This is a genomic window from Trichocoleus desertorum ATA4-8-CV12 (assembly GCA_019358975.1).
GTDB classification, from domain to species: Bacteria; Cyanobacteriota; Cyanobacteriia; order FACHB-46; family FACHB-46; genus Trichocoleus; species Trichocoleus desertorum_A.
Genome location: JAHHIL010000009.1, coordinates 1 through 18941 on the forward strand (window position 1 = coordinate 1; position 18941 = coordinate 18941).

Here is an 18941-nt window from a genome sequence, read left to right on the forward strand (position 1 = left end):
ACTTTGACGAGGATTGGGTGCTATCTTGGCTTTCAAACTATTCTTTTTTCTAGGTGCGGGGGCCGACTGATTCGGTGCGCTTTCGCGTCCCGTTTCCCTCGACCGCTTAGCCAATATAACGAGAACTAGAACAACTTGTCAACCCCCAAAATCAAATTTCCTCCCTAAAAACCAGGAAAGCTTGCGGGGGAGAGGAATTGTAGCTTTTCAGGTATCTTAATCTCGCCCAGAAAACAAGTAGAGTGCTTTGAGAGTTCATGGGTTCATGGTGAGCTAGACCCCATGAACCCATTGCTGGCATAGTTTGCTTCTCGATAGAGATTTAAGTCATAATTTTGATTATCATTCTCACTGACATATCCAAATCATGTCAGTGAATCGAAGGCTGCGTGAAGCTGGACCCTATCGTGTTATGCCGAGGTGGGGGATTGTGCCTGCGTAGAAAAAGGTTCATTTTAGCTAATTAGGAGTCGTTGGCAGCAACTTACTGGACTGCTAAAGGTGTGAGCTAACGAATCACAATCAGGTGTGAGGAGCATAATACTAATGACTGCAATTTCTTTCTGTCGTTCTTTACTAATCTCTCCGTTGGTTTTCGGGGTTGTGACGGCGGTTGAGGCTTCTGCGATCGCGAGCGAAGTTCTGGCAAGTATGCAGACTAGTGGAGATATTTCAGTTACTCATTCAGTTACTCAACTCGTCCAACCATCAACGGATGTAGCTGAATTGGTTGAAGAAAGTTCTCTTGAGCAAGTAACCTCTGTCTCTCAGTTGTCTGATGTTCAACCTACTGATTGGGCTTTTCAGGCACTGCAATCCTTAGTGGAGCGCTATGGCTGTATTGCTGGCTATCCTGATGGAACCTATCGGGGCAATCGAGCTTTAACGCGCTATGAGTTTGCCGCAGGGATGAATGCTTGCTTAGATCGAGTCAACGAATTGATTGCAGCAGGTACCGCTGACCTAGTTAGCAAAGAAGACTTGGCGACGTTGCAGCGACTTCAAGAAGAATTCTCTGCGGAACTGGCTACTTTAAGAGGTCGAGTGGATGCTTTAGAGGCTCGAACTGCTGAGCTGGAAGCTAACCAATTTTCGACGACCACTAAGCTGGAGGGAGAAGCAGTTTTTGCCGTCGCAGGGATTGCTGCGGGTGATAATGCGTTGGGGCAGGAAGTGGATAGAAGCACAGCGCTGGGCCACCGCACGCGGTTAAATCTAGAAACAAGCTTTACAGGACGCGATTTACTTAGAACTCGACTGCAAGCTGAGGGTCTGGAGGCTTTATCGAGTAAAACATTAACGCCAGAGGGAGATTTAGCATTTGCAGGAGAATCTGACAACGATGTTGGTCTTGATGCCTTGTTGTATAGCTTCCCCCTAGGAGAGAACACTGAAGTTGTGCTGGCTGCTAACTCTGGAGCGGCTGATGACTTTGCAAGTACCGTGAACTTTTTGGATGGTGATGGTGCGACGGGAGCGTTGTCTGCCTTTGGAACACGCCACCCCATTTACTACTTAGTTGAAGGAGCAGGCTTAGGCATTAGACATGAGTTTGGCGATGCTTTGGAATTAAGTTTGGGTTACTTGGCAAGTGATGCCGCAGAACCAAGCGAAAAGAGTGGTTTATTTGATGGTGCCTATGGCACGTTGGCGCAGCTTCTATTCAAACCTAGCGATCGCCTAAATATAGGCTTGACTTTCGTTCATGCTTACAATCGGGAAACTGGAACTGGCAGTAACCTCGCTAACCCTCAAGCTTTCCTCAGCGGTCTGTTTGACGAATCATCTCTTGGCACTAACGACAATTTAGAAGGTTTAACGACCACTATTCCCATTATTAGCAACTCCTTTGGCGTTGAACTTTCTTGGCAACTGAGTCAGAAATTTGTTCTGGGTGGTTGGGCAGGATACACTTTCAATCGCACGCTCAGTTCTGTCGGTGGACTATTTGAACGGGGCGATTTTGAAACCGTTAACTGGGCTGTTACCCTTGCTTTCCCCGACTTAGGGAAGGAAGGCAATTTAGCAGGGATTATTGTTGGGATGGAGCCTAAAGTGGTTAATGCAGATATCAGAACGACCCCGGTGGCTCTAGCTCTAGCTGCTAACTTACCCGCTGGAATTACAGGCTCATTTGGGGAAGATCGAGATATTTCACTTCATCTAGAAGCCTTTTACCAGTATCAAGTTAATGACAATATTTCCATCACTCCAGGCATCATCTGGCTAACTGCGCCTGATCATAATAGTGCCAACGATGACATTGTTATCGGTACGATTCGGACAACCTTTGCCTTTTAAAGGGTTTAACAGGTGTTGCTAGGAAACTAGTGAAGCGACTTGGCAGAGATTCTTTAGTTGGATTAGGGGCGCAGTTGTTGTGCCCTTATTTTTGCTAGCTATTTGCGATCGCTTCGTGACGGTGTAACTTGACACTGACAGAGATCTAGGGTTGTCTTAAGACTACGGTGCATCATCTCAGGCAGCTTTCAATTGCCTGATTATTGATTGCTAGGTTTGGCAGACTAGACTTGTGAGGAGAGTGTGAATGCGCCGTTTTTTTAGGTTTGCAGTTATGGTTTTAGGCACTACTGCAATGGCCCTCTTGGCGACTAGTTGTGGGGAAAGTAAAGTTGTCCAGTGCAACAAGTTAATTGACGTTATTAATAAAGGACAATCTCTCGCGAGTTCGGGCATAAATGGCAATGACCCTGCTGCGATGAATCAGCTAGCTACCAATCTCGATGGACTCAGCAAAGAGATCAAGGGGGTACAGGTTCAGGATGCAAAGTTGCAAGAATTTCAAACTAACTTTGCCAGAATTTACCAAACTTTGGCCCAATCTTCTCGAGAGATTGCCAATGCGGTCGCCAGTCTGCGTCAGACCCAACCCACAGGGGCTGGAGCGGCACAAGCTAAGGAGATTCAAGCCAAGGCTCAGTCTGCGACTCAAATAGCGTTAAAGACAGCTCAGGAAGAAAGTAGGTTCGTCAGTGACCTCAATGGTTATTGCGAAGCGCAATAGATTAGCGATCGCATCACTTTATGTCAGTCACTCAAACCAGAACACGTGGAGGGACTCGAAGAAATGGCATCAGTTGGGTTAGCAAAAAACTGCAATACTAACTCTGCCATTTCATTGAAGTATTTTTGGGGCAAAGCGTGGTCAGCCTCTGGAATAATCGACAGCTGGGCTTTTGGAATTTCTGTCGCATAGGTTTGGCTATGCCACAACGGGATGGTTTCGTCGCGATCGCCTGTAATGACTAACGTGGGCACTTGCAACTGATGAATCTGTTGCTCCACTGTATCAATCGCATCTTCGGGTCGCAGTCTATCTAAGAGAAAGGAACGAGCCGCAGGTTGAGCTTTCAGCTCCTGACGAAACCAGCTGAGTTGCGCGATCGCCGCTTGCTGACCCACTAACCCTGCCAGCGGTTTAACTAAACGTAGGCCCCAGTCAACCACTGGCACAGGCCATAACAGCGGACGCAAATGATCGTAGCGACCACAGAAGCTATCGTCTCGAATTCCAGCTGCTGCTGCCAGAACCAGACCGTTCACTGCATCGGGATACTGCAAGGCGTAAGCCGCTGCCACCCAGCCGCCGAACGAATGCCCCATGATGTAACAGGAACCTAAGCTCAGCGCTTCCACCACCTGTCGGACAAAAGCGATCTCTGTCGCAATGTCGTAGCGAATGGCAGGCTTACCCGATTCTCCAAAACCCAGTAGATCTAAACTGATGCAGCGATAGCGCGATCGCAACTTCTCCATCAGAGGCAACCAACAAGCTCCTGTACCTAGAAACCCATGTAACAGCAGCAGCGTCGGACCACTGCCCACTTCCAAGTAGGCCGCTGGCTGAGAACTGACATCAAGTTGCCCAAGCGGTAGGGTTACGGTCAGGATGTATGGGTTAGTCAATGTTTCCAACTCGATCAATACAACTCAATAAATAACTGTGAAAAGCGTTACACTTCATTGCAGAGTTCAAAGATCAGCTTAACGGCATGATAACTTTTTTGATGTCGATTGATGGCGCAGAGTTAGGGAAGGAGAACGCTTTGGAGTCGCATTTACATCAGTCAATCAATTATTCCTCTCGCGAAGACTTTAGCGAGTATGTAGCTCATCTCCAGCTTCACATGACGTTACAGGCTCGCAACTTGATCCCGCCACTGATCCAGGCATCCGATAGCCGAGAACAGTTGCTCCAACAGACCCAGGCTACTATTGAAAAGATCATTTCTCGCCAAGCCGCATAATTTTGTCTTTATCTAAAAACTCCATACATTTGTATTAATCAGGGCATAACGCTCTGATTTTTCTTTTGTTTAGCCTCTATTTGGCCTCTGTTTAGCTTCTTGCAAGGCGATCGCTCAGGGGCAAATTTCTATAAATCAATCTGTAGTCTAGATGACAAAATGTAACAAATTTCTACATCATGGGAAAGGGACTATTGCTCTATTCCCAGCGTGGGCAACTACGGATTGGTAGAAGGAACTATATTTTGAAAGCTTTTACAGATTTAGCACCTGAGCCTCGCCGCAACTTATTAGTTTTGTTTGCCACCGGACTCCTATTTTGGTGTAGTTTGGCTTCTTTGCTGCCAACACTGCCACTCTACGTGCAAGAGATCGGTGGTACTAGCCAACAAATTGGCATTGTGATGGGAGCCTTTGCCATTGGCTTGCTGTTGTCTCGCGCTTGGCTCGGAAATTTAGCCGATAACCGCAGTCGCAAGATTGTGTTGTTGATTGGCATGACGGTTGTTGCGATCGCTCCCCTCGGCTATTTGTTCGTCTCTTCCATCCCATTGCTGATTGCAGTTCGAGCCTTTCATGGCGTCAGCATTGCGGCTTTTGGGACTGCCTATAGCGCTTTAAGCGTCGATCTTTCGCCAGGGAAAAACCGTGGTGAGTTGGTGGGCTATATGAGCTTGGTTAACCCAATCGGTGTAGCGATCGGACCTGCTATAGGTGGGTTGATCCAAGCAGCGGTAGGGTATATCCCTTTATTTCTCTTATCGGCTCTATTGGGTTTGATTGGGCTACTCAGCGCAGTGCAAGTCCGCGAACCCAATCGCCCCCTCGTTGATGGACATTCTATCTCCAGTCATTCATCCAATCAGTTTTGGCGTTTATTACTCAGCCCCCGAATTCGCATCCCAGCTTTAGTGATGCTGCTGATTGGTCTAGCATTTGGGACGCTAAGTACTTTTGTGCCGCTGTATATTGCTGAGGCTAAAGTTGATCTAAATGCTGGATTTTTTTATACAGCCGCTGCGATCGCCAGCTTTGGGATTCGTCTCGTGACAGGTCGAGCTTCCGATCGCTATGGACGCGGACTATTCATCAGTATGAGCCTTGTCTTTTACTCACTGTCCATGCTGTTGCTATGGACTGCAAATAGCGCTCAGGTTTTCTTAGTTGCGGGTTTTATAGAGGGTGCTGGTGCAGGCACACTCATTCCGATGATGGTGGCGCTGATGGCAGATCGATCTTATCCACAAGAGCGAGCTAAAGTTTTAGCGCTCTGTGTGAGCGGCTTTGATGTCGGGATTGCAATCGCTGGCCCCATTTTCGGTTCTGTAGCCGAACAAGTCGGGTACCGGAGCTTATTCGGCTTTTGTGCTATTCTCGCGTTTGCAGGTTTACTCGTTTTCGCCACTCAATCTAGCAAAAACCTGGCCTACTCATTCAAATTCGCTTCAGGTCGAGGTCACGATCTTTATGCAGTTGAGCAAACGCACCAAAAAAATTAAAGGGCAGGCAACTAAGCCTACCCTTTTTTGACGGGCTAGGAGGGATTCGAACCCCCGACACCGTGGTCCGTAGCCACGTGCTCTAGTCCACTGAGCTACAAGCCCCCGACAAGAATTTATAGTAACACAAGTCACTCAAATGACACAACAATTTTTTCCTGAAAGCCCAAATTCAGCCGCTAGCCAGCCATTGAGCCATTTGGACTCAGCAGGACAGGCTCAGATGGTAGATGTTTCCACTAAAAAGACCACAGTTCGCCAAGCGATCGCGGTAGGCCAAGTCCGCATGCGTCCAGACACGCTGGCAGCAATCCAAGAGGGTAATGCGCCTAAGGGGGATGTAGTGAGCACAGCCCGACTGGCCGGGATTATGGCCGCTAAGCAAACGGCCCAATTGATTCCGCTCTGCCATCCTCTACCACTACATAAAGTCGAAGTTTGGCTTACGCCTGACCCTCAGCTACCCGGTTATCAAATTCGGGCAGAAGTGAAAACCAAAGCTGAAACGGGGGTAGAAATGGAAGCCTTAACCGCTGTCTCCGTCACAGCCTTGACCCTCTACGACATGGCTAAAGCTTTGGAAAAATCGATCCAAATTGAATCAATTCGTTTATTGAGTAAAACGGGAGGTAAATCAGGAGATTACCAAGCCGAAGTTGTAGGTAGTGAGACGCAGATCTAACTTTAAACAAAAGCTACAGATGGTTGACATTACGTAGTCTTGAACCCGATGCTAAGGAAAACTCTTTTACAAACTCATTAGACTAGACCGTTTAAATGAACAAAATTGCCATACTAGATGACGATGAGCACTGGTGTTTTTCAGTTCAACGATTCCTTAGAGGTAGTTTTGAAGTTTCCGCTTTTCACTCTATTAGTGAGCTAATTCCTAAAGTTTCTCAATACGATCTGGTGATTGTGGATTTCTCAATTCCACCGACCCAATATCAAGAAAACATCGATGGCTGCGAAATTATTCAACGAATTAAACAGGGATTAAGCCACCCACCCATTTTGGTTCTTGCCACTGCATTCATCAGCAAAAACAGTTTGGAATTAGGCCGACAACTTTGCCCAGAGGCAGATTTTTTTATTGCTAAGGATGCTGGTTTAGAATTTATTTTGACAACGGTCAAACAGTTACTGAGGACTCAAAATTCCTATTACTCATCCAGCTTGAATACTGAAGTTACTTCAATAGCCTAAACTTTGATTGATTAGGATTTGGAAGTGGAGTAGTAGCTTAATATTTCCTGCCCCCGACGTACCAATTTTTCAGATCCTTCCATCATCAAAAGATATCGCCCTTGCTTCAAGTAGTGGCGGTAAATTCCAGATGTGCTGCCTTCTCCCAGTAAGCCGAGTAAGGCTCCTACCACAGCACCACAAAAACCACTCACGATACCGCTCGCTACGGTTATGAGTAGTAGATTAAGGTTGATGGAAAGCTCTAAACCTAAATGGATGAATAGCGTGCCGATAAATCCGATCGCAGAGCCGAGAGTTCCAGCAAAAATTGCCAGAGCCTGGGCTTTACGAGTGGCGATCTGCATTGGCTTCAAAAGTCCTACGCGTTCGGGACTGCTATACCCTTTACCAACGATCGCCAAATGCTCTGGAGAAATTCCGTGAGATTGCAAATGTCGATAAGCTTGAAAAGCAGCTGCTTCGTCGGAAAGGATGAAAACAGTTAAATGAGAACGACGAGCTAGGGTCGCTTGGTGGAGAAATCGTTTAACAGTCACAAGACTAAGCTGGGTTAAGAAATAGATGGCTTTGCCTGATTCTAATCTTAGTTTCTAGTTAGGTTTTCGGTTTGCGTTGCAATTTAACTAAATTCTTGATCTTTGTGGATTTTTGCGTCCCTAGACAGGCACTCTCTTTGCATCAGACTCGCTACTAGTGTTTGTACAAGCTGCTTACAGCGATCGCTAGCGCTTTGAAATCGTCTTGCTGGCTAGGCTCATGGAAGCTAACAAGCAGTTAAAGTAGCTCTTAAGTAATGGAGTCATGACATTAAGGCAGAACTGGACAACACAGAAATAGGTAATACAGAGCAGAGGAATATGGAATTACAAGGGTGTCGCATTGTATGACTGACAATCGGGCAGTATTGGCAGCCAATCAAGCTTTTTACCGAGCTTTTGAACGAAAAGATATGGCAGCAATGCAGGCAGTGTGGTCTAAAGGCACAGGGAGCCTCTGCATTCATCCAGGGCGACTAGCTCTACGAGGTTGGGAGGCCATTGGCAGCTCTTGGGAGAAAATCTTCAAAAACACTAGCTATCTCGAAATTGAGGTAGAGGTGATTAGGAGCGAGGTTAACGGCGCGATCGCGTATGTCGTGGTGCTCGAAAAGTTATTTCAAGTAGTTGGCAACCAAAGAGTTCAGGCTCAATCAATGGCAACTAACATCTTTGAGTGCATGGCTCAGGAATGGTATCTGGTGCATCACCACGGCAGCCCTCTAGCTCGCTAGCTTGTAACTAATGTTTGAGAACCGCTTGTGGCTTTTCCGAGCTGCTAGACTTTGTGCCAAAATGGGGCTGTTACTTACTTAACCAGTCCAAGCGTGCGATCGCTCCAAAAGTGGAAGCAGAAATATTTTGCTTTCAGAAGTCAACCCTTTAGCCAGTGTAGTTCTCATCATTCACACCAACCCTAGGAAGCGTTCTAGCTCTGGCTTGAGGAAGGATTTAGCTAGTATATGTTAAGACTATTGACATAGCCTCAATTTAATTCCCCCTAAAACTTTGAAATCCAGGCAGGCTTAGGTAAGCAGCCTGCGTTGCTCACCTCACACACCCTAAAAGGAAAGATAGAGTCATGGGATTATTCGACCGCATTAGCCGAGTAGTCAGATCCAACGTCAACGACATGGTCAGCAAGGCGGAAGATCCAGAAAAGATTCTGGAGCAGTCGATTCTGGACATGCAAGAAGACTTAGTGCAGTTGCGTCAAGCCGTTGCCAGTGCGATCGCCAGCCAAAAGCGCAGTCAGCAACAATACAATCAGGCTCAAACTGAATCCAACAACTGGCAACAACGCGCTCAATTAGCACTACAAAAGGGTGATGAGAATTTAGCCCGTGAAGCGCTGATGCGTCGCAAAACTTTCGCTGAAACTGCTACGACTCTCAAAACTCAGCTTGATCAACAAAGTGGTCAAGTTGATACCTTGAAGCGTAGTTTGATTGGCTTAGAGAGCAAGATTTCGGAAGCAAAGACCAAGAAAGACATGCTGAAGGCCCGTGCTGCCGCAGCCAAAGCTAACGAGCAACTGCAAAATGTGGTCGGCAATTTTAGCACTGGTAGTGCAATGGGTGCCTTTGAGCGCATGGAAGAAAAAGTGCTGCAAATGGAGGCTCGCTCTCAGGCAAGCGCTGAGTTAGCAGGGGCTGACTTAGAAAGCCAGTTTGCTCGGTTAGAGTCTGGCGGAGATGTTGAGGATGAACTTGCCGCGATGAAAGCAACCATAGCTGGCTCCCAGGCTCCAATAGGCACACTGCCTGGATCTAGTCAGTCAACAGCCACACCACAAGACCCAGCCGTTGATGATGAATTGGAAAAGCTGAAACAGCAGTTAGACACTCTGTAAATAGTGTTGCTAAACTCCTTGCATGCCCCCCTACCCCCCAACTTTGGGGGGAGCTTGGAATCTTACTTCCTCCAAATTTGGGGGACTGAGGGGGCTACACAATGTGAAACTTCAAACAAATAAGAACAAATAAGACAGGGGAGCCAGAGTTGCAGTCTCTTACTGCTTAAGGGAAGAATCCAGAGGAGATCTAAAAAGACTCTAACTTGCTCCCAAGAATTTACGAGTTGATTCTCAACCAGTCGGCCTCGTTTTAAAGTATTAAGTAATTATTAGAACCAAAACGTCATGACTGGCAGTGTAATTACTATTTCAGACGCTGAGTTTGCAGCAACCGCTCTTGAGCCAACCAGCAAACTTGTGGTCATTTACTTTTGGGCTCCCTGGTGTGGCCCTTGCCGACTCACAGCTCCTTTGATGGATTGGGCAGCGACTAATTACAGCGATCGCCTCAAAGTTGTCAAAATGGAGATAGATCCCAATCCTGAAACCGTTGCGAAGTATCAAGTTCAGGGAGTACCCGCGTTAATCCTTCTCAGAGATGGGGAAGTCGTGGCTTCAATTGAAGGAGCCATTGGGAAACAAAAGCTGATTGACTTGCTCGAAACTCACTTGCCCAAATAGGCCAAAGTAGGGTTATCAGTAGCTCTCAGCAGCTAGCTTATGGTTCCTAGCCGTCATCCCTGAGATGGCTAGCCAAACAGAATTGATTTCAATCGCTGAGAGCGAAGTTATTATGCAATTTGCCAAGCGTCTGTCACCCCTTCAATCGAATGTGTTTGCTGATATGGATCAGGCGAAAGCTAGAGCCAGAGCAGCAGGCCGAGACTTGATTGACTTGTCGCTTGGCTCCTCTGATTTACCTGCGGCTGAGCATGTAGTCGAGGCGATCGCTCAATCCCTCTCAGATACCAGTACCCACGGTTATTTGCTGTTTCATGGCACTCAAGCTTTCCGCCAAGCCGCAGCTACCTGGTATCAACAAAAGTTTGGTGTGGCAGTTAACCCAGAAACCGAAGTTTTACCTCTAGTTGGCTCTCAAGAAGGCACAGCTCATTTACCTTTAGCAGTGCTCGATCCCGGAGATTTTGCGCTCCTATTAGATCCGGGTTATCCCTCTCATGCAGGAGGAGTTTATTTAGCTAGTGGGCAAATTTATCCCATGCCTCTGCTAGCTGAAAATAATTTCTTACCTATTTTTGCAGATATTCCCGCTCCAGTTTTGGCTCAGTCCCGCATGATGGTGTTGAGCTATCCTCACAACCCCACTGCTGCGATCGCGCCTCTATCCTTTTTTCAAGAAGCAGTCGCCTTCTGCCAGCAGCACAACCTGGTTTTAGTACATGACTTTCCTTACGCTGATTTAGTGTTTGATGGCACAGCTTTACCCTCTGTACTACAAGCTGACCCAAACAAGAGCGTATCTATCGAATTTTTTACCCTTTCCAAGTCCTACAACATGGGTGGATTTCGGATTGGATATGCGATCGGTAATGCCGAACTGATTCGAGCTTTGCGTCAGGTGAAAGCTGCTGTGGACTTCAACCAATACCGAGGCATCTTGAATGGGGCGATCGCCGCTCTCACAGGCCCTCAGGAAAGTATTCAAGTCACTTTAGAAACCTTTCGGCAGCGACGCGACGCTTTTGTGACGGCCCTCAATCGCATTGGTTGGCAAGTACCCATGCCTACCGCCACGATGTATGTATGGGCCAAATTACCTGAGCGTTGGAGCCAAAATTCGATGGAGTTTTGCACTCAAATGGTTGAGGCAACCGGAGTTGCCGCCTCTCCCGGTGCTGGCTTTGGCAAATCGGGTGAAGGTTACGTCCGCTTTGCTTTAGTTCATCAACCAGGCATTTTAGAAACCGCTGTTGAGCGAATCGCTCAATTCCTCAAGGCTTCCTGAAGCTTCACGCTTTTAGCCCTGTAAAACCGGTTACGTTGATTTGCTGAAAGCTGGGTTAACCGTCTCAAGCGATCGCCCAGCTTTTATACTTCCCTTACAATACTCTGTAAAAATCTATACTAGCTTTATGCCTTTTTCCGTACGTAATACTTACACTGTCGTTACGAACAGGAAATTTTTGTATTTTTAAGACTTTGCTAACGTTTATGAGCATTGATATCAGTACCTTATTCAACGAAAGCTTCTACTTAGCAACTTATACAGATGTCGCAGCCGCTGTTGCTCAGGGATTGTTTGCCAGTGGCTTAGACCATTTCAGGCAGTTCGGACAGCGGGAGCAACGCAATCCTAGCCCTCTATTCGACAACCAATCTTATTTACAAAAATATCCTGATGTTGCTGCGGCAGTAGTTCAAGGAATCTTTAGCAGCGGTTTGGACCACTTCTTACACTTTGGTCAGTTTGAGCAGCGCAATCCTGGTTCTCTGTTCGACAACAATTTCTATTTAGCAACTTATACGGATGTTGCAGCAGCCGTCACTCAAGGCACTTTCAGTAGCGGATTCGAGCATTTTCTACGCTATGGGCGGTTTGAAAAGCGTAATCCTAGTTCTCTGTTCAATGAAAGTTTTTATTTAGCTCATAACTCAGATGTTGCTGGAGCAGTTGCAACCGGAGCTTTTATCAGTGGATTTGACCACTTCTCCCACTATGGCCGATTAGAAGGGCGTGACAGTATCAATACGGCTCCTCTTGCCAATAGTGATGCTGTTGTGACTACTGCCAACACTGCTACCACTATCAATGTGCTAAGAAACGATAGTGATAAAAATCAAGATCTATTGTCTCTGACTGGGTTTAGCTCAGCCGCAAATGGCACCGTTATTAAGAACAGTGATGGCACGCTAACTTATACGCCGAGTGCCAATTTTAATGGAGTAGATACCTTCACTTACACGGTTGAAGATGGCTACGGTGGCAAGGCTACAGGCACAGTTGCCATTACTGTTAATCCTCCATCTTCAATTACACCGACTAACGGCTACTACAGTTATACGACCGGGAAATTTCCTACCCTAGGCGAATCTTCGGGTTTAGTTCGAGGAGCGGGAGATTTTTGGTGGACCCACAATGATTCGGGCGGTACGGCGGCTATCTATGCAGTAGACAACAGAGGCAAAGCTATCGGTCAAGTCAATATTACCGGAGCCACTAACGTTGACTGGGAGGAGATCACCGCTGGACCTGCTCCAAATGGAGGTAGGTATCTATTTATTGGCGACTTCGGCAACAACCAAAACTTAAGTGTAGGTTCACGCACCAATCAGAGAATCTATGTAGTAAATGAACCGAGTTCTAGCGCCCAATCGGTTAGTTTGGCGGCAACCTTGGCGATCGCCTATCCCAGCGGCTCGTTTGATAGCGAGGCCATGATTTTTGACTCAGACAGACAAGAGCTGTTAATTATCACCAAGGATTTATTCCCAACCACTGGGCAAAGCAAAATTTTCAGTCGCAGTTTAGATCCCACTAACTCAACTCTCACTTTAGTAGGCACCTTCGACGTTTCTCAACGAACAACCTTAAGCGATCGCCTGGTCACAGGTGCAGCTCTGAGCAGCGATCGCACCACCTTCATCCTACGCACATACAACACCGCTTTTCTATGGCAGCGCACTCCTGGCGAGTCATGGAGTAGCTTATTTGGGCGACAACCAAATATAGAAATCCCTTTGCCCAACGAAACCCAAGGAGAAGCGATCGCCTTTGGCGAGAGTAATACAGAGTTTTACACCACGAGCGAACAAACAGGTCTGTTTAGCCGCTATGCCTACTTACCCATTTATACAGGCACAGCCAACAACGATGTAATTGCGGGAAATGCAACGGTTAACGTGATTGCAGGTCAAGCAGGCAGCGATCGCCTTACAGGCGGAGGGGGAGCCGATATTTTCCTCTACAAAGTACCGAACCACGGCGGAGACACAATCACCGACTTTGCGTCTGACGACACGTTCCATATCTCGGAAGCAGGATTTGGGGGTGGTTTGCGAGCAGGGATTCCTCTCAGCACTACCACTGCCACAACAGGCGTGTTCATCAATCTTGTTTCGCCTACTTCTACTTTATTGGGTACCAGCGCTAACTTCGTCTACAACACCAGTACTGGAGTTCTCAGCTTTGATGCAGATGGCACGGGTGCTGGCTCAGCCGTGGCGATCGCAACTTTAACTAACAAACCAACCCTCACCTCTAACCAGTTCGTGATTACTTACTAAGTACTACCAATAGGTTAAATAGGTCAAAAATTCTAAGCAGTTTGATGTTTACACCCTCCTGGTTGTCCAGACCGAAAAAATTCAAAGGTATCAATCTAACAATGGACTTCAGGAAAGCTACTGGTCCTCTGTATTCCTACTGGGTTAGAAATTAAAAACTACCAAAACCACAAGCAATTCTTTATCCAAGCTTGGACAAAATCTCAGCGAACTTTACCTATTTGAGTACTCAGATTCTCTAGACTAGGCGTTGATTCAGTAACAAAAAATACTCAAGTAAAACTACGAAATAGTGGTTGCCTTTGAGTTTATCGGTTTTATTGGCTCTGGATCGCACAGATCTACCTGCCCTGTAATTGGGTGCTCCAGGGCTCGAACACTATCTAGAAATCTTTTGTGGAGACACACAACATGGTAAAGAGCATTAAACGCCTACTCGTTGGAGCCTCCGTGTTCGCAACTGTCAGTGCGATCGCGAGTACCCCTGCATCTGCCGCATCTCTCGTCAATGCCACAGTAGGGGGCAACGCATCTTTTCTCACTTATACAGTCGTCAATGGGCAGACAGTAGTAGACCCAGCTAACAACGTACAAGCCGCTCTAGATGGCAATAGCAGCGCTCCTAGTGGCAACGTGGAGCTATTTTCTAATAGTGAATCGAGTTCTCTCTACCCCAGCACCGCAGCCACTCTAGTTCAACGGTTCGGCGCTTTTAACAATTTCTTGGGTTACAGCGCAGTCAAGACTCTAGATGGCCAACTCAACGGTAAAAATATTAGCCTCAGTAGCTTAACTGCCGTAGATTGGCTGGGGGCCAGTAGTGTTACCAACCTCCGCACAGTCCTAGGTTCTGCGGCACCTACTGGCCAAAAATCCGCAGCGATCGCCTCACTCTACAATCCATCTAACTTGGCGACAAGCTGGTTCAACACCACTTTAAGCCAGTACGGAATCACACCCGATGTAACCAAATTTAGTACCTTTCTCCTAGCAGGAGGGTTGCAAAGATTTAGTGACCCCAACATTTCTTACGTTAACCAAAACGATCAAACTGGACTAATCCAAATTGGTCTAGCAGGGCATTTCGATGCTGGCCCACTATTAGGGTTGTCAGGTACGATTCAGGCCAGTGAGCTAGTCAAAGTTAACTACAACGGACAAGATAGCAAGTATTTGTATAGCTATAGTGCTACCAAGTCTGGTCTAGTTTCCCAAGACGGTACTAACTCCCATACAGGTAACTATGAAGTTACGCTCCAAGGCGAACTCCCACCAAAGCCAACTCCTGAGTCAGTTCCTGAGCCTTCGGTAGCACTTGGTTTATTGGGTCTTGGGGGTATGTTGATGGCTAGACGTAAATCAAGCCACCGAACCTCAGCCTAACTATGAGTTGAATTAGCATCAAAGTGGGGGAGCGATCGCTCCCTTTTTTAATTTTGTGGGGCAGTCACTTAATTTCACAGGGTTAGCTTGCGAAATTGTCCATTAGTACCCGCTTAATTCTCTAAATAACTTTTATCGCGAATAAGCTTCGATTTCAGTAAATACTTTAGTCTAAGTTAAACCTTGTGAAGTAGCGGTGAAACACTGCCTCTAACAAAGCTTTGCTTTAATCAGTGAGGGCAGATGCTATAAACTGCACAATAAGATGTAACTAATTTGACTAAGATCCTTGGATAACCTTCAACTAAAAATCAGCTTCAATATCAAGGTCCGCCTGATTGAGAAGGAAGAATCGAGATGAGCAGTGGTGCAGAAAACTCAGGACGAAGCAATCCCAAAATTTTGCTGATTGAGGACAATGAGTCTAATCGGCAGTTACTGAGTGACTATCTCCATTACTGCGGTTACAACGTACTCAGCTTGGCAGAAGGGGCTGGCTTTTTCACGGCAATCGCTCAATTTCAACCGCATATTGTGCTCTTAGACTTGAAGCTGCCAGATATTGACGGCTATACCCTTTTAGAAGAACTGCAACAGCGCCCAGAAGAATTCCGAGTACCTGTGATTGTCGTTTCAGCATTTGCCTTTCAAGCTGACCAAAGGCGAGCTTTAGGTTTAGGGGCTCGTCGCTACTTAGTCAAACCTGTCAACCTTAACCAACTCAAACAAGCGATTTCCGAGGAATTGCACTACTCGGCCCTATGAGCTTTTGCTGCTAAATCTGGATTTACTTAGATCTTTGTTCTATGACAAAAGTTTCAACTAAGTGACTCAAAGTTTGGACTGAGGCTCCTGCTTCAGAAATTTGAGATTCCAACTCTGCAATTAGCAGGGTTGCCGTTTGCAATTGATTTAGAATTTTATCAATTGCATTACGAGTTTGTGACTCAAACTCTTCAATTTCCATATTCTTACTACTTAAGTAACAGGGTTTCAATAAATACAATCACAATCATAGCGATTACGGAGGGGAGAGTGAATCAGCAGATTCGCTTAAGATTTCTAGCTGGTCTAAAATAAAGATATGGAACCATATTTCTCGGAGGCGGAAACTTTAGGAATTGAAGTTTAAGGCTCAAGGTTCTAGGACGCTATCTGCACAGGTTTGCAGCTCTGGTCTCTCAAGCTGCGTTAATAGCTCTATGTAGATTAGCTTCACCTTGGAGAGTGCATGTCTTGAAGTGGTGAATTGAAACGCTAATCAACTACGAGAGTTCTTGAGGGCGATGTCCCTACTGATTTGAATGTCTCTATAGTTCCCAGTTCGTTTATTTTTCTAATTCGGCCTGTGACCCTATCTTCTCAAGTCCTGCCACTGCTGAAAGAGCCTGAGCGTCTCGAAATCCGTTTAAAGGAGATTCCAGCGGAGCCTGGAGTCTACTACATGCGGGATGTGAGCGATCGCATTCTCTATATTGGCAAGTCAAAAAAGCTGCGATCGCGGGTGCGCTCTTATTTTCGGGATTTACAGTCGCTTAGTCCTCGCATCGCGTTGATGGTGAGGCAGGTTGCGGAAATCGAGTTTATTGTCACAGACACAGAAGCTGAAGCCTTAGCGCTAGAAGCAAACTTAATTAAGCAGCACCAACCACATTTCAATGTGCTGCTCAAAGATGACAAAAAATATCCTTACCTTTGCATTACCTGGTCAGAAGACTATCCCCGCATCTTTATCACTCGCAAGCGGCGACTTGGTAATGAGAAGGATCGGTTTTACGGTCCCTACGTCGATACTCATTTGCTCCGCAGCACCTTGCATATCGTGAAGCGGATCTTTCCCTTACGGCAGCGACCCCAACCCCTGTTTAAGGATCGTCCTTGCCTCAATTTTGATATTGGTCGTTGCCCAGGTGTTTGCCAGCAAATGATTTCGGGCGAAGACTATCGCAAAACTGTGCAGAAAGTTGCGATGGTCTTTCAAGGCCGCACTGGGGAGCTAGTTGACACCTTAACGGCGCAAATGGATCAAGCAGCTGAAGCTTTGAACTTCGAGCAAGCTGCTCGCCTCCGAGACCAGATTAATGGCTTGAAGTCTTTAGGGGCTGACCAGAAAGTAGCGCTCCCCGATGACACCATTTCTCGTGATGCGATCGCGCTGGCCGCCGATGAGCAGCACGCCTGCATTCAACTATTTCAAATCCGGGCGGGTCGTTTAGTAGGACGATTAGGCTTTGTCGCGGATGCTCAATCTGGAGAACCAGGGGCGATTCTAGAACGAGTGTTGGAAGAACATTACCAAACGGTAGATGCAGTTGAGATCCCCGCAGAAATTTTGGTGCAGCACGAACTGCCGGAAAGCGACATGTTGGCTGAGTTCTTGAGCGATCGCAAAGGGCGTAAGGTCACGATTGTAGCGCCGCAACGTCAAACCAAAGCCGAGCTGGTTGAAATGGTGGAGCGCAACGCGGAGTATGAGTTAGCTCGAACTCAACGCTTTGCGGATCGCAATGCCCAAGCCATGTTAGATCTCGCTGAAGTGCTAGATCTCCCCGATATGCCCCGACGGATCGAAGGCTATGACATTTCTCACATCCAAGGTTCTGACGCTGTAGCTTCCCAGGTCGTATTTGTGGATGGCTTACCTGCCAAACAACACTATCGGCACTACAAAATCAAAAACCCTACCGTGACCACGGGGCACTCGGATGACTTTGCCAGCATGGCAGAAGTGATTCGTCGGCGGTTTCGTAAATATGCTGCTGACCCGCAGTTGCCACGAGTAGGCAATCCAGACTGGCCTGACCTAGTGATGATCGATGGGGGCAAAGGTCAACTCTCGGCTGTGGTTAGTGTGCTGCGGGAGCTGAATTTGCTGGAGGAGTTGCGCGTGGTGAGTCTAGCAAAAAAACGAGAAGAGATTTTTCTGCCAGGGGAATCTCTGCCTTTAACTACCGAAGCGGAGCAACCAGGAGTCCAACTGCTACGTCGCCTTCGGGATGAGGCCCATCGGTTTGCGGTTAGTTTTCATCGTCAGCAACGTAGCGATCGCATGCGCCGCTCTTGCTTAGAGGATATTCCTGGGTTGGGACACCATCGCCAAAAAGAACTGTTAGCTACTTTTCGATCGGTCGATTACATCCGGGAAGCTACGCCAGAGCAACTTACCCGTGTTCCTGGCATCGGCCCCCAGCTAGCTCAGAAAATCTATGACTACTTTCATCCCCAATTCTAGTGGTCTATTACAAACCAGGTAAACAGCCTCCAAGTTAATCACATTTAATTGTGGTTTCCTAAATCCTACTTAGGAAAGATGCGTTTTTTTAATTTAGTTTTAATGATTAGTAGTAGCTTTATTTGACGCGATCGCTTTGGGGTTGAGATAAACCTAAAGCTCATACACTCCTTTAAATCTGCCCCTAAGTTTTGCGATTTAGAGGTCAAACATTTGTGATGACTTATAGAACCTATGTTTACTTCTACAGTTTCTTGCAGTTATTTTTTCTAGGAAAACCATGCCCCAACTGCATCCCATTAGTTTCCAATGAAATTTGGTGGAATCTAGTTGGAAGGTTTTTGTAGTTTTAGTAACAATAGTCTGTGTTTTTCCTTGGTAAAATATTATCTAATACATAGGAAAGCCATTAAGAAAGTTCATAAATATAAGTAAAATCTCATAAGAAATTCTCAAACTCACTTAGTAAATTCTGTCATTATCAAAGAAATTCGTATTGCGTAGGTTCAGATCAATAACGCTTTCAGCTAATAGCAGCATTTTGGGGATCGCTCTCTCTGTAGGCGATCCCCAAAATCTCAAATCTAAAATATAACTAAAGCTTGATTGCTGATCCGCATAAATCCCAACATAATAGAAGAGTCAGGAGATGATGACTTCTTCGCTTTTAATTCCTGATTAATTTAGTAAGCTTCGATACATTTTGTTTCGAAAATGTTAGAGTCACGAACTCAGTTTGTGAACCTTCTTCATTCCTCCTAAATTGTTGAGCTA

17 protein-coding genes and 1 tRNA gene are annotated in these 18941 nt (G+C 46.4%); 14 read left to right on the plus strand and 4 right to left on the minus strand.

Annotated features, from left to right (window positions below; translation table 11 throughout):
• Positions 1 to 651: 651 nt before the first annotated feature.
• Both KME12_09855 and KME12_09860 read left to right on the plus strand, forming a co-directional pair.
• On the plus strand, positions 652 to 2301 hold the full coding sequence (locus tag KME12_09855) for an iron uptake porin (GenBank protein ID MBW4488082.1): 1650 nt from the start codon (positions 652 to 654) through the stop codon (positions 2299 to 2301).
• Between the two features lie 247 nt (positions 2302 to 2548).
• The gene (locus tag KME12_09860; protein MBW4488083.1) at positions 2549 to 3025 is read left to right on the plus strand and encodes a hypothetical protein; all 477 of its coding nucleotides are present in this window, start codon (positions 2549 to 2551) and stop codon (positions 3023 to 3025) included.
• Between the two features lie 23 nt (positions 3026 to 3048).
• Here the strand turns inward: KME12_09860 and KME12_09865 are convergent, their stop codons facing one another.
• Positions 3049 to 3912 carry an alpha/beta hydrolase gene (locus tag KME12_09865; GenBank protein ID MBW4488084.1) on the minus strand — a complete coding sequence of 288 codons (864 nt, stop codon included), beginning with the start codon at positions 3910 to 3912 and terminating at the stop codon, positions 3049 to 3051.
• 155 nt (positions 3913 to 4067) lie between these two features.
• On the opposite strand from KME12_09865, the gene KME12_09870 reads away from it, so the two are divergent.
• Positions 4068 to 4268: a hypothetical protein gene (locus KME12_09870; GenBank protein MBW4488085.1), complete on the plus strand. Its 201-nt coding sequence runs from the start codon at positions 4068 to 4070 to the stop codon at positions 4266 to 4268.
• A 179-nt stretch (positions 4269 to 4447) separates the two neighbouring features.
• Positions 4448 to 5767: an MFS transporter gene (locus KME12_09875; protein MBW4488086.1), complete on the plus strand. Its 1320-nt coding sequence runs from the start codon at positions 4448 to 4450 to the stop codon at positions 5765 to 5767.
• Between the two features lie 31 nt (positions 5768 to 5798).
• On the opposite strand, the gene KME12_09880 is transcribed toward KME12_09875, so the two are convergent.
• Positions 5799 to 5872: transfer RNA gene (locus tag KME12_09880), tRNA-Arg, on the minus strand.
• 34 nt (positions 5873 to 5906) lie between these two features.
• Here KME12_09880 and moaC point away from each other — a divergent pair.
• Together moaC and KME12_09890 are read left to right on the plus strand one after the other, a co-directional pair.
• Positions 5907 to 6449 carry a cyclic pyranopterin monophosphate synthase MoaC gene (gene moaC / locus KME12_09885; GenBank protein MBW4488087.1) on the plus strand — a complete coding sequence of 181 codons (543 nt, stop codon included), beginning with the start codon at positions 5907 to 5909 and terminating at the stop codon, positions 6447 to 6449.
• 95 nt (positions 6450 to 6544) lie between these two features.
• Positions 6545 to 6973, plus strand: a complete 429-nt coding sequence (locus tag KME12_09890) for a response regulator (protein ID MBW4488088.1) — start codon at positions 6545 to 6547, stop codon at positions 6971 to 6973.
• A gap of 11 nt (positions 6974 to 6984) precedes the next feature.
• Here KME12_09890 and KME12_09895 read toward each other — a convergent pair whose 3' ends face one another.
• Entirely contained in the window at positions 6985 to 7512 is a 528-nt protein-coding gene (locus KME12_09895) for a hypothetical protein (GenBank protein ID MBW4488089.1), read from the minus strand.
• Positions 7513 to 7859: 347 nt separating this feature from the next.
• Between KME12_09895 and KME12_09900 the strand changes: the two genes are divergently transcribed.
• The 7 genes from KME12_09900 to KME12_09930 all read left to right on the plus strand — a co-directional run bounded on the left by KME12_09900 (position 7860) and on the right by KME12_09930 (position 15700).
• Complete coding sequence (locus tag KME12_09900; GenBank protein MBW4488090.1) at positions 7860 to 8246, plus strand: nuclear transport factor 2 family protein; 387 nt, start codon at positions 7860 to 7862, stop codon at positions 8244 to 8246.
• Positions 8247 to 8593: 347 nt separating this feature from the next.
• On the plus strand, positions 8594 to 9364 hold the full coding sequence (locus tag KME12_09905; protein MBW4488091.1) for a PspA/IM30 family protein: 771 nt from the start codon (positions 8594 to 8596) through the stop codon (positions 9362 to 9364).
• A 288-nt stretch (positions 9365 to 9652) separates the two neighbouring features.
• Positions 9653 to 9988, plus strand: a complete 336-nt coding sequence (locus KME12_09910) for a thioredoxin fold domain-containing protein (protein MBW4488092.1) — start codon at positions 9653 to 9655, stop codon at positions 9986 to 9988.
• Positions 9989 to 10100: 112 nt separating this feature from the next.
• On the plus strand, positions 10101 to 11273 hold the full coding sequence (locus KME12_09915; GenBank protein ID MBW4488093.1) for an LL-diaminopimelate aminotransferase: 1173 nt from the start codon (positions 10101 to 10103) through the stop codon (positions 11271 to 11273).
• 206 nt (positions 11274 to 11479) lie between these two features.
• Positions 11480 to 13552 carry a cadherin-like domain-containing protein gene (locus KME12_09920; protein MBW4488094.1) on the plus strand — a complete coding sequence of 691 codons (2073 nt, stop codon included), beginning with the start codon at positions 11480 to 11482 and terminating at the stop codon, positions 13550 to 13552.
• Between the two features lie 411 nt (positions 13553 to 13963).
• Entirely contained in the window at positions 13964 to 14935 is a 972-nt protein-coding gene (locus KME12_09925; GenBank protein ID MBW4488095.1) for an NF038130 family PEP-CTERM protein, read from the plus strand.
• A 357-nt stretch (positions 14936 to 15292) separates the two neighbouring features.
• Positions 15293 to 15700: a response regulator gene (locus KME12_09930; GenBank protein ID MBW4488096.1), complete on the plus strand. Its 408-nt coding sequence runs from the start codon at positions 15293 to 15295 to the stop codon at positions 15698 to 15700.
• A gap of 22 nt (positions 15701 to 15722) precedes the next feature.
• Here KME12_09930 and KME12_09935 read toward each other — a convergent pair whose 3' ends face one another.
• A complete protein-coding gene (locus tag KME12_09935; GenBank protein ID MBW4488097.1) occupies positions 15723 to 15902 on the minus strand; it encodes a hypothetical protein in 180 nt (59 codons plus the stop codon).
• Between the two features lie 381 nt (positions 15903 to 16283).
• Between KME12_09935 and uvrC the strand changes: the two genes are divergently transcribed.
• Entirely contained in the window at positions 16284 to 18167 is a 1884-nt protein-coding gene (gene uvrC, locus KME12_09940) for an excinuclease ABC subunit UvrC (GenBank protein ID MBW4488098.1), read from the plus strand.
• The last annotated feature ends 774 nt before the right edge of the window (positions 18168 to 18941 follow it).

Bases quoted from the DNA above. Each gene is read 5' to 3' on its own strand.
- KME12_09915 (MBW4488093.1), top strand. From the start codon at position 10,101: ATGCAATTTGCCAAGCGTCTGTCACCCCTTCAATCGAATGTGTTTGCT.
- KME12_09930 (MBW4488096.1), top strand. From the start codon at position 15,293: ATGAGCAGTGGTGCAGAAAACTCAGGACGAAGCAATCCCAAAATTTTG.
- KME12_09890 (MBW4488088.1), top strand. From the start codon at position 6,545: ATGAACAAAATTGCCATACTAGATGACGATGAGCACTGGTGTTTTTCA.
- moaC (MBW4488087.1), top strand. From the start codon at position 5,907: ATGACACAACAATTTTTTCCTGAAAGCCCAAATTCAGCCGCTAGCCAG.
- KME12_09875 (MBW4488086.1), top strand. From the start codon at position 4,448: ATGGGAAAGGGACTATTGCTCTATTCCCAGCGTGGGCAACTACGGATT.
- KME12_09905 (MBW4488091.1), top strand. From the start codon at position 8,594: ATGGGATTATTCGACCGCATTAGCCGAGTAGTCAGATCCAACGTCAAC.
- KME12_09935 (MBW4488097.1), bottom strand. From the start codon at position 15,902: ATGGAAATTGAAGAGTTTGAGTCACAAACTCGTAATGCAATTGATAAA.
- KME12_09855 (MBW4488082.1), top strand. From the start codon at position 652: ATGCAGACTAGTGGAGATATTTCAGTTACTCATTCAGTTACTCAACTC.
- KME12_09900 (MBW4488090.1), top strand. From the start codon at position 7,860: ATGACTGACAATCGGGCAGTATTGGCAGCCAATCAAGCTTTTTACCGA.
- KME12_09910 (MBW4488092.1), top strand. From the start codon at position 9,653: ATGACTGGCAGTGTAATTACTATTTCAGACGCTGAGTTTGCAGCAACC.
- KME12_09860 (MBW4488083.1), top strand. From the start codon at position 2,549: ATGCGCCGTTTTTTTAGGTTTGCAGTTATGGTTTTAGGCACTACTGCA.
- KME12_09920 (MBW4488094.1), top strand. From the start codon at position 11,480: ATGAGCATTGATATCAGTACCTTATTCAACGAAAGCTTCTACTTAGCA.
- KME12_09925 (MBW4488095.1), top strand. From the start codon at position 13,964: ATGGTAAAGAGCATTAAACGCCTACTCGTTGGAGCCTCCGTGTTCGCA.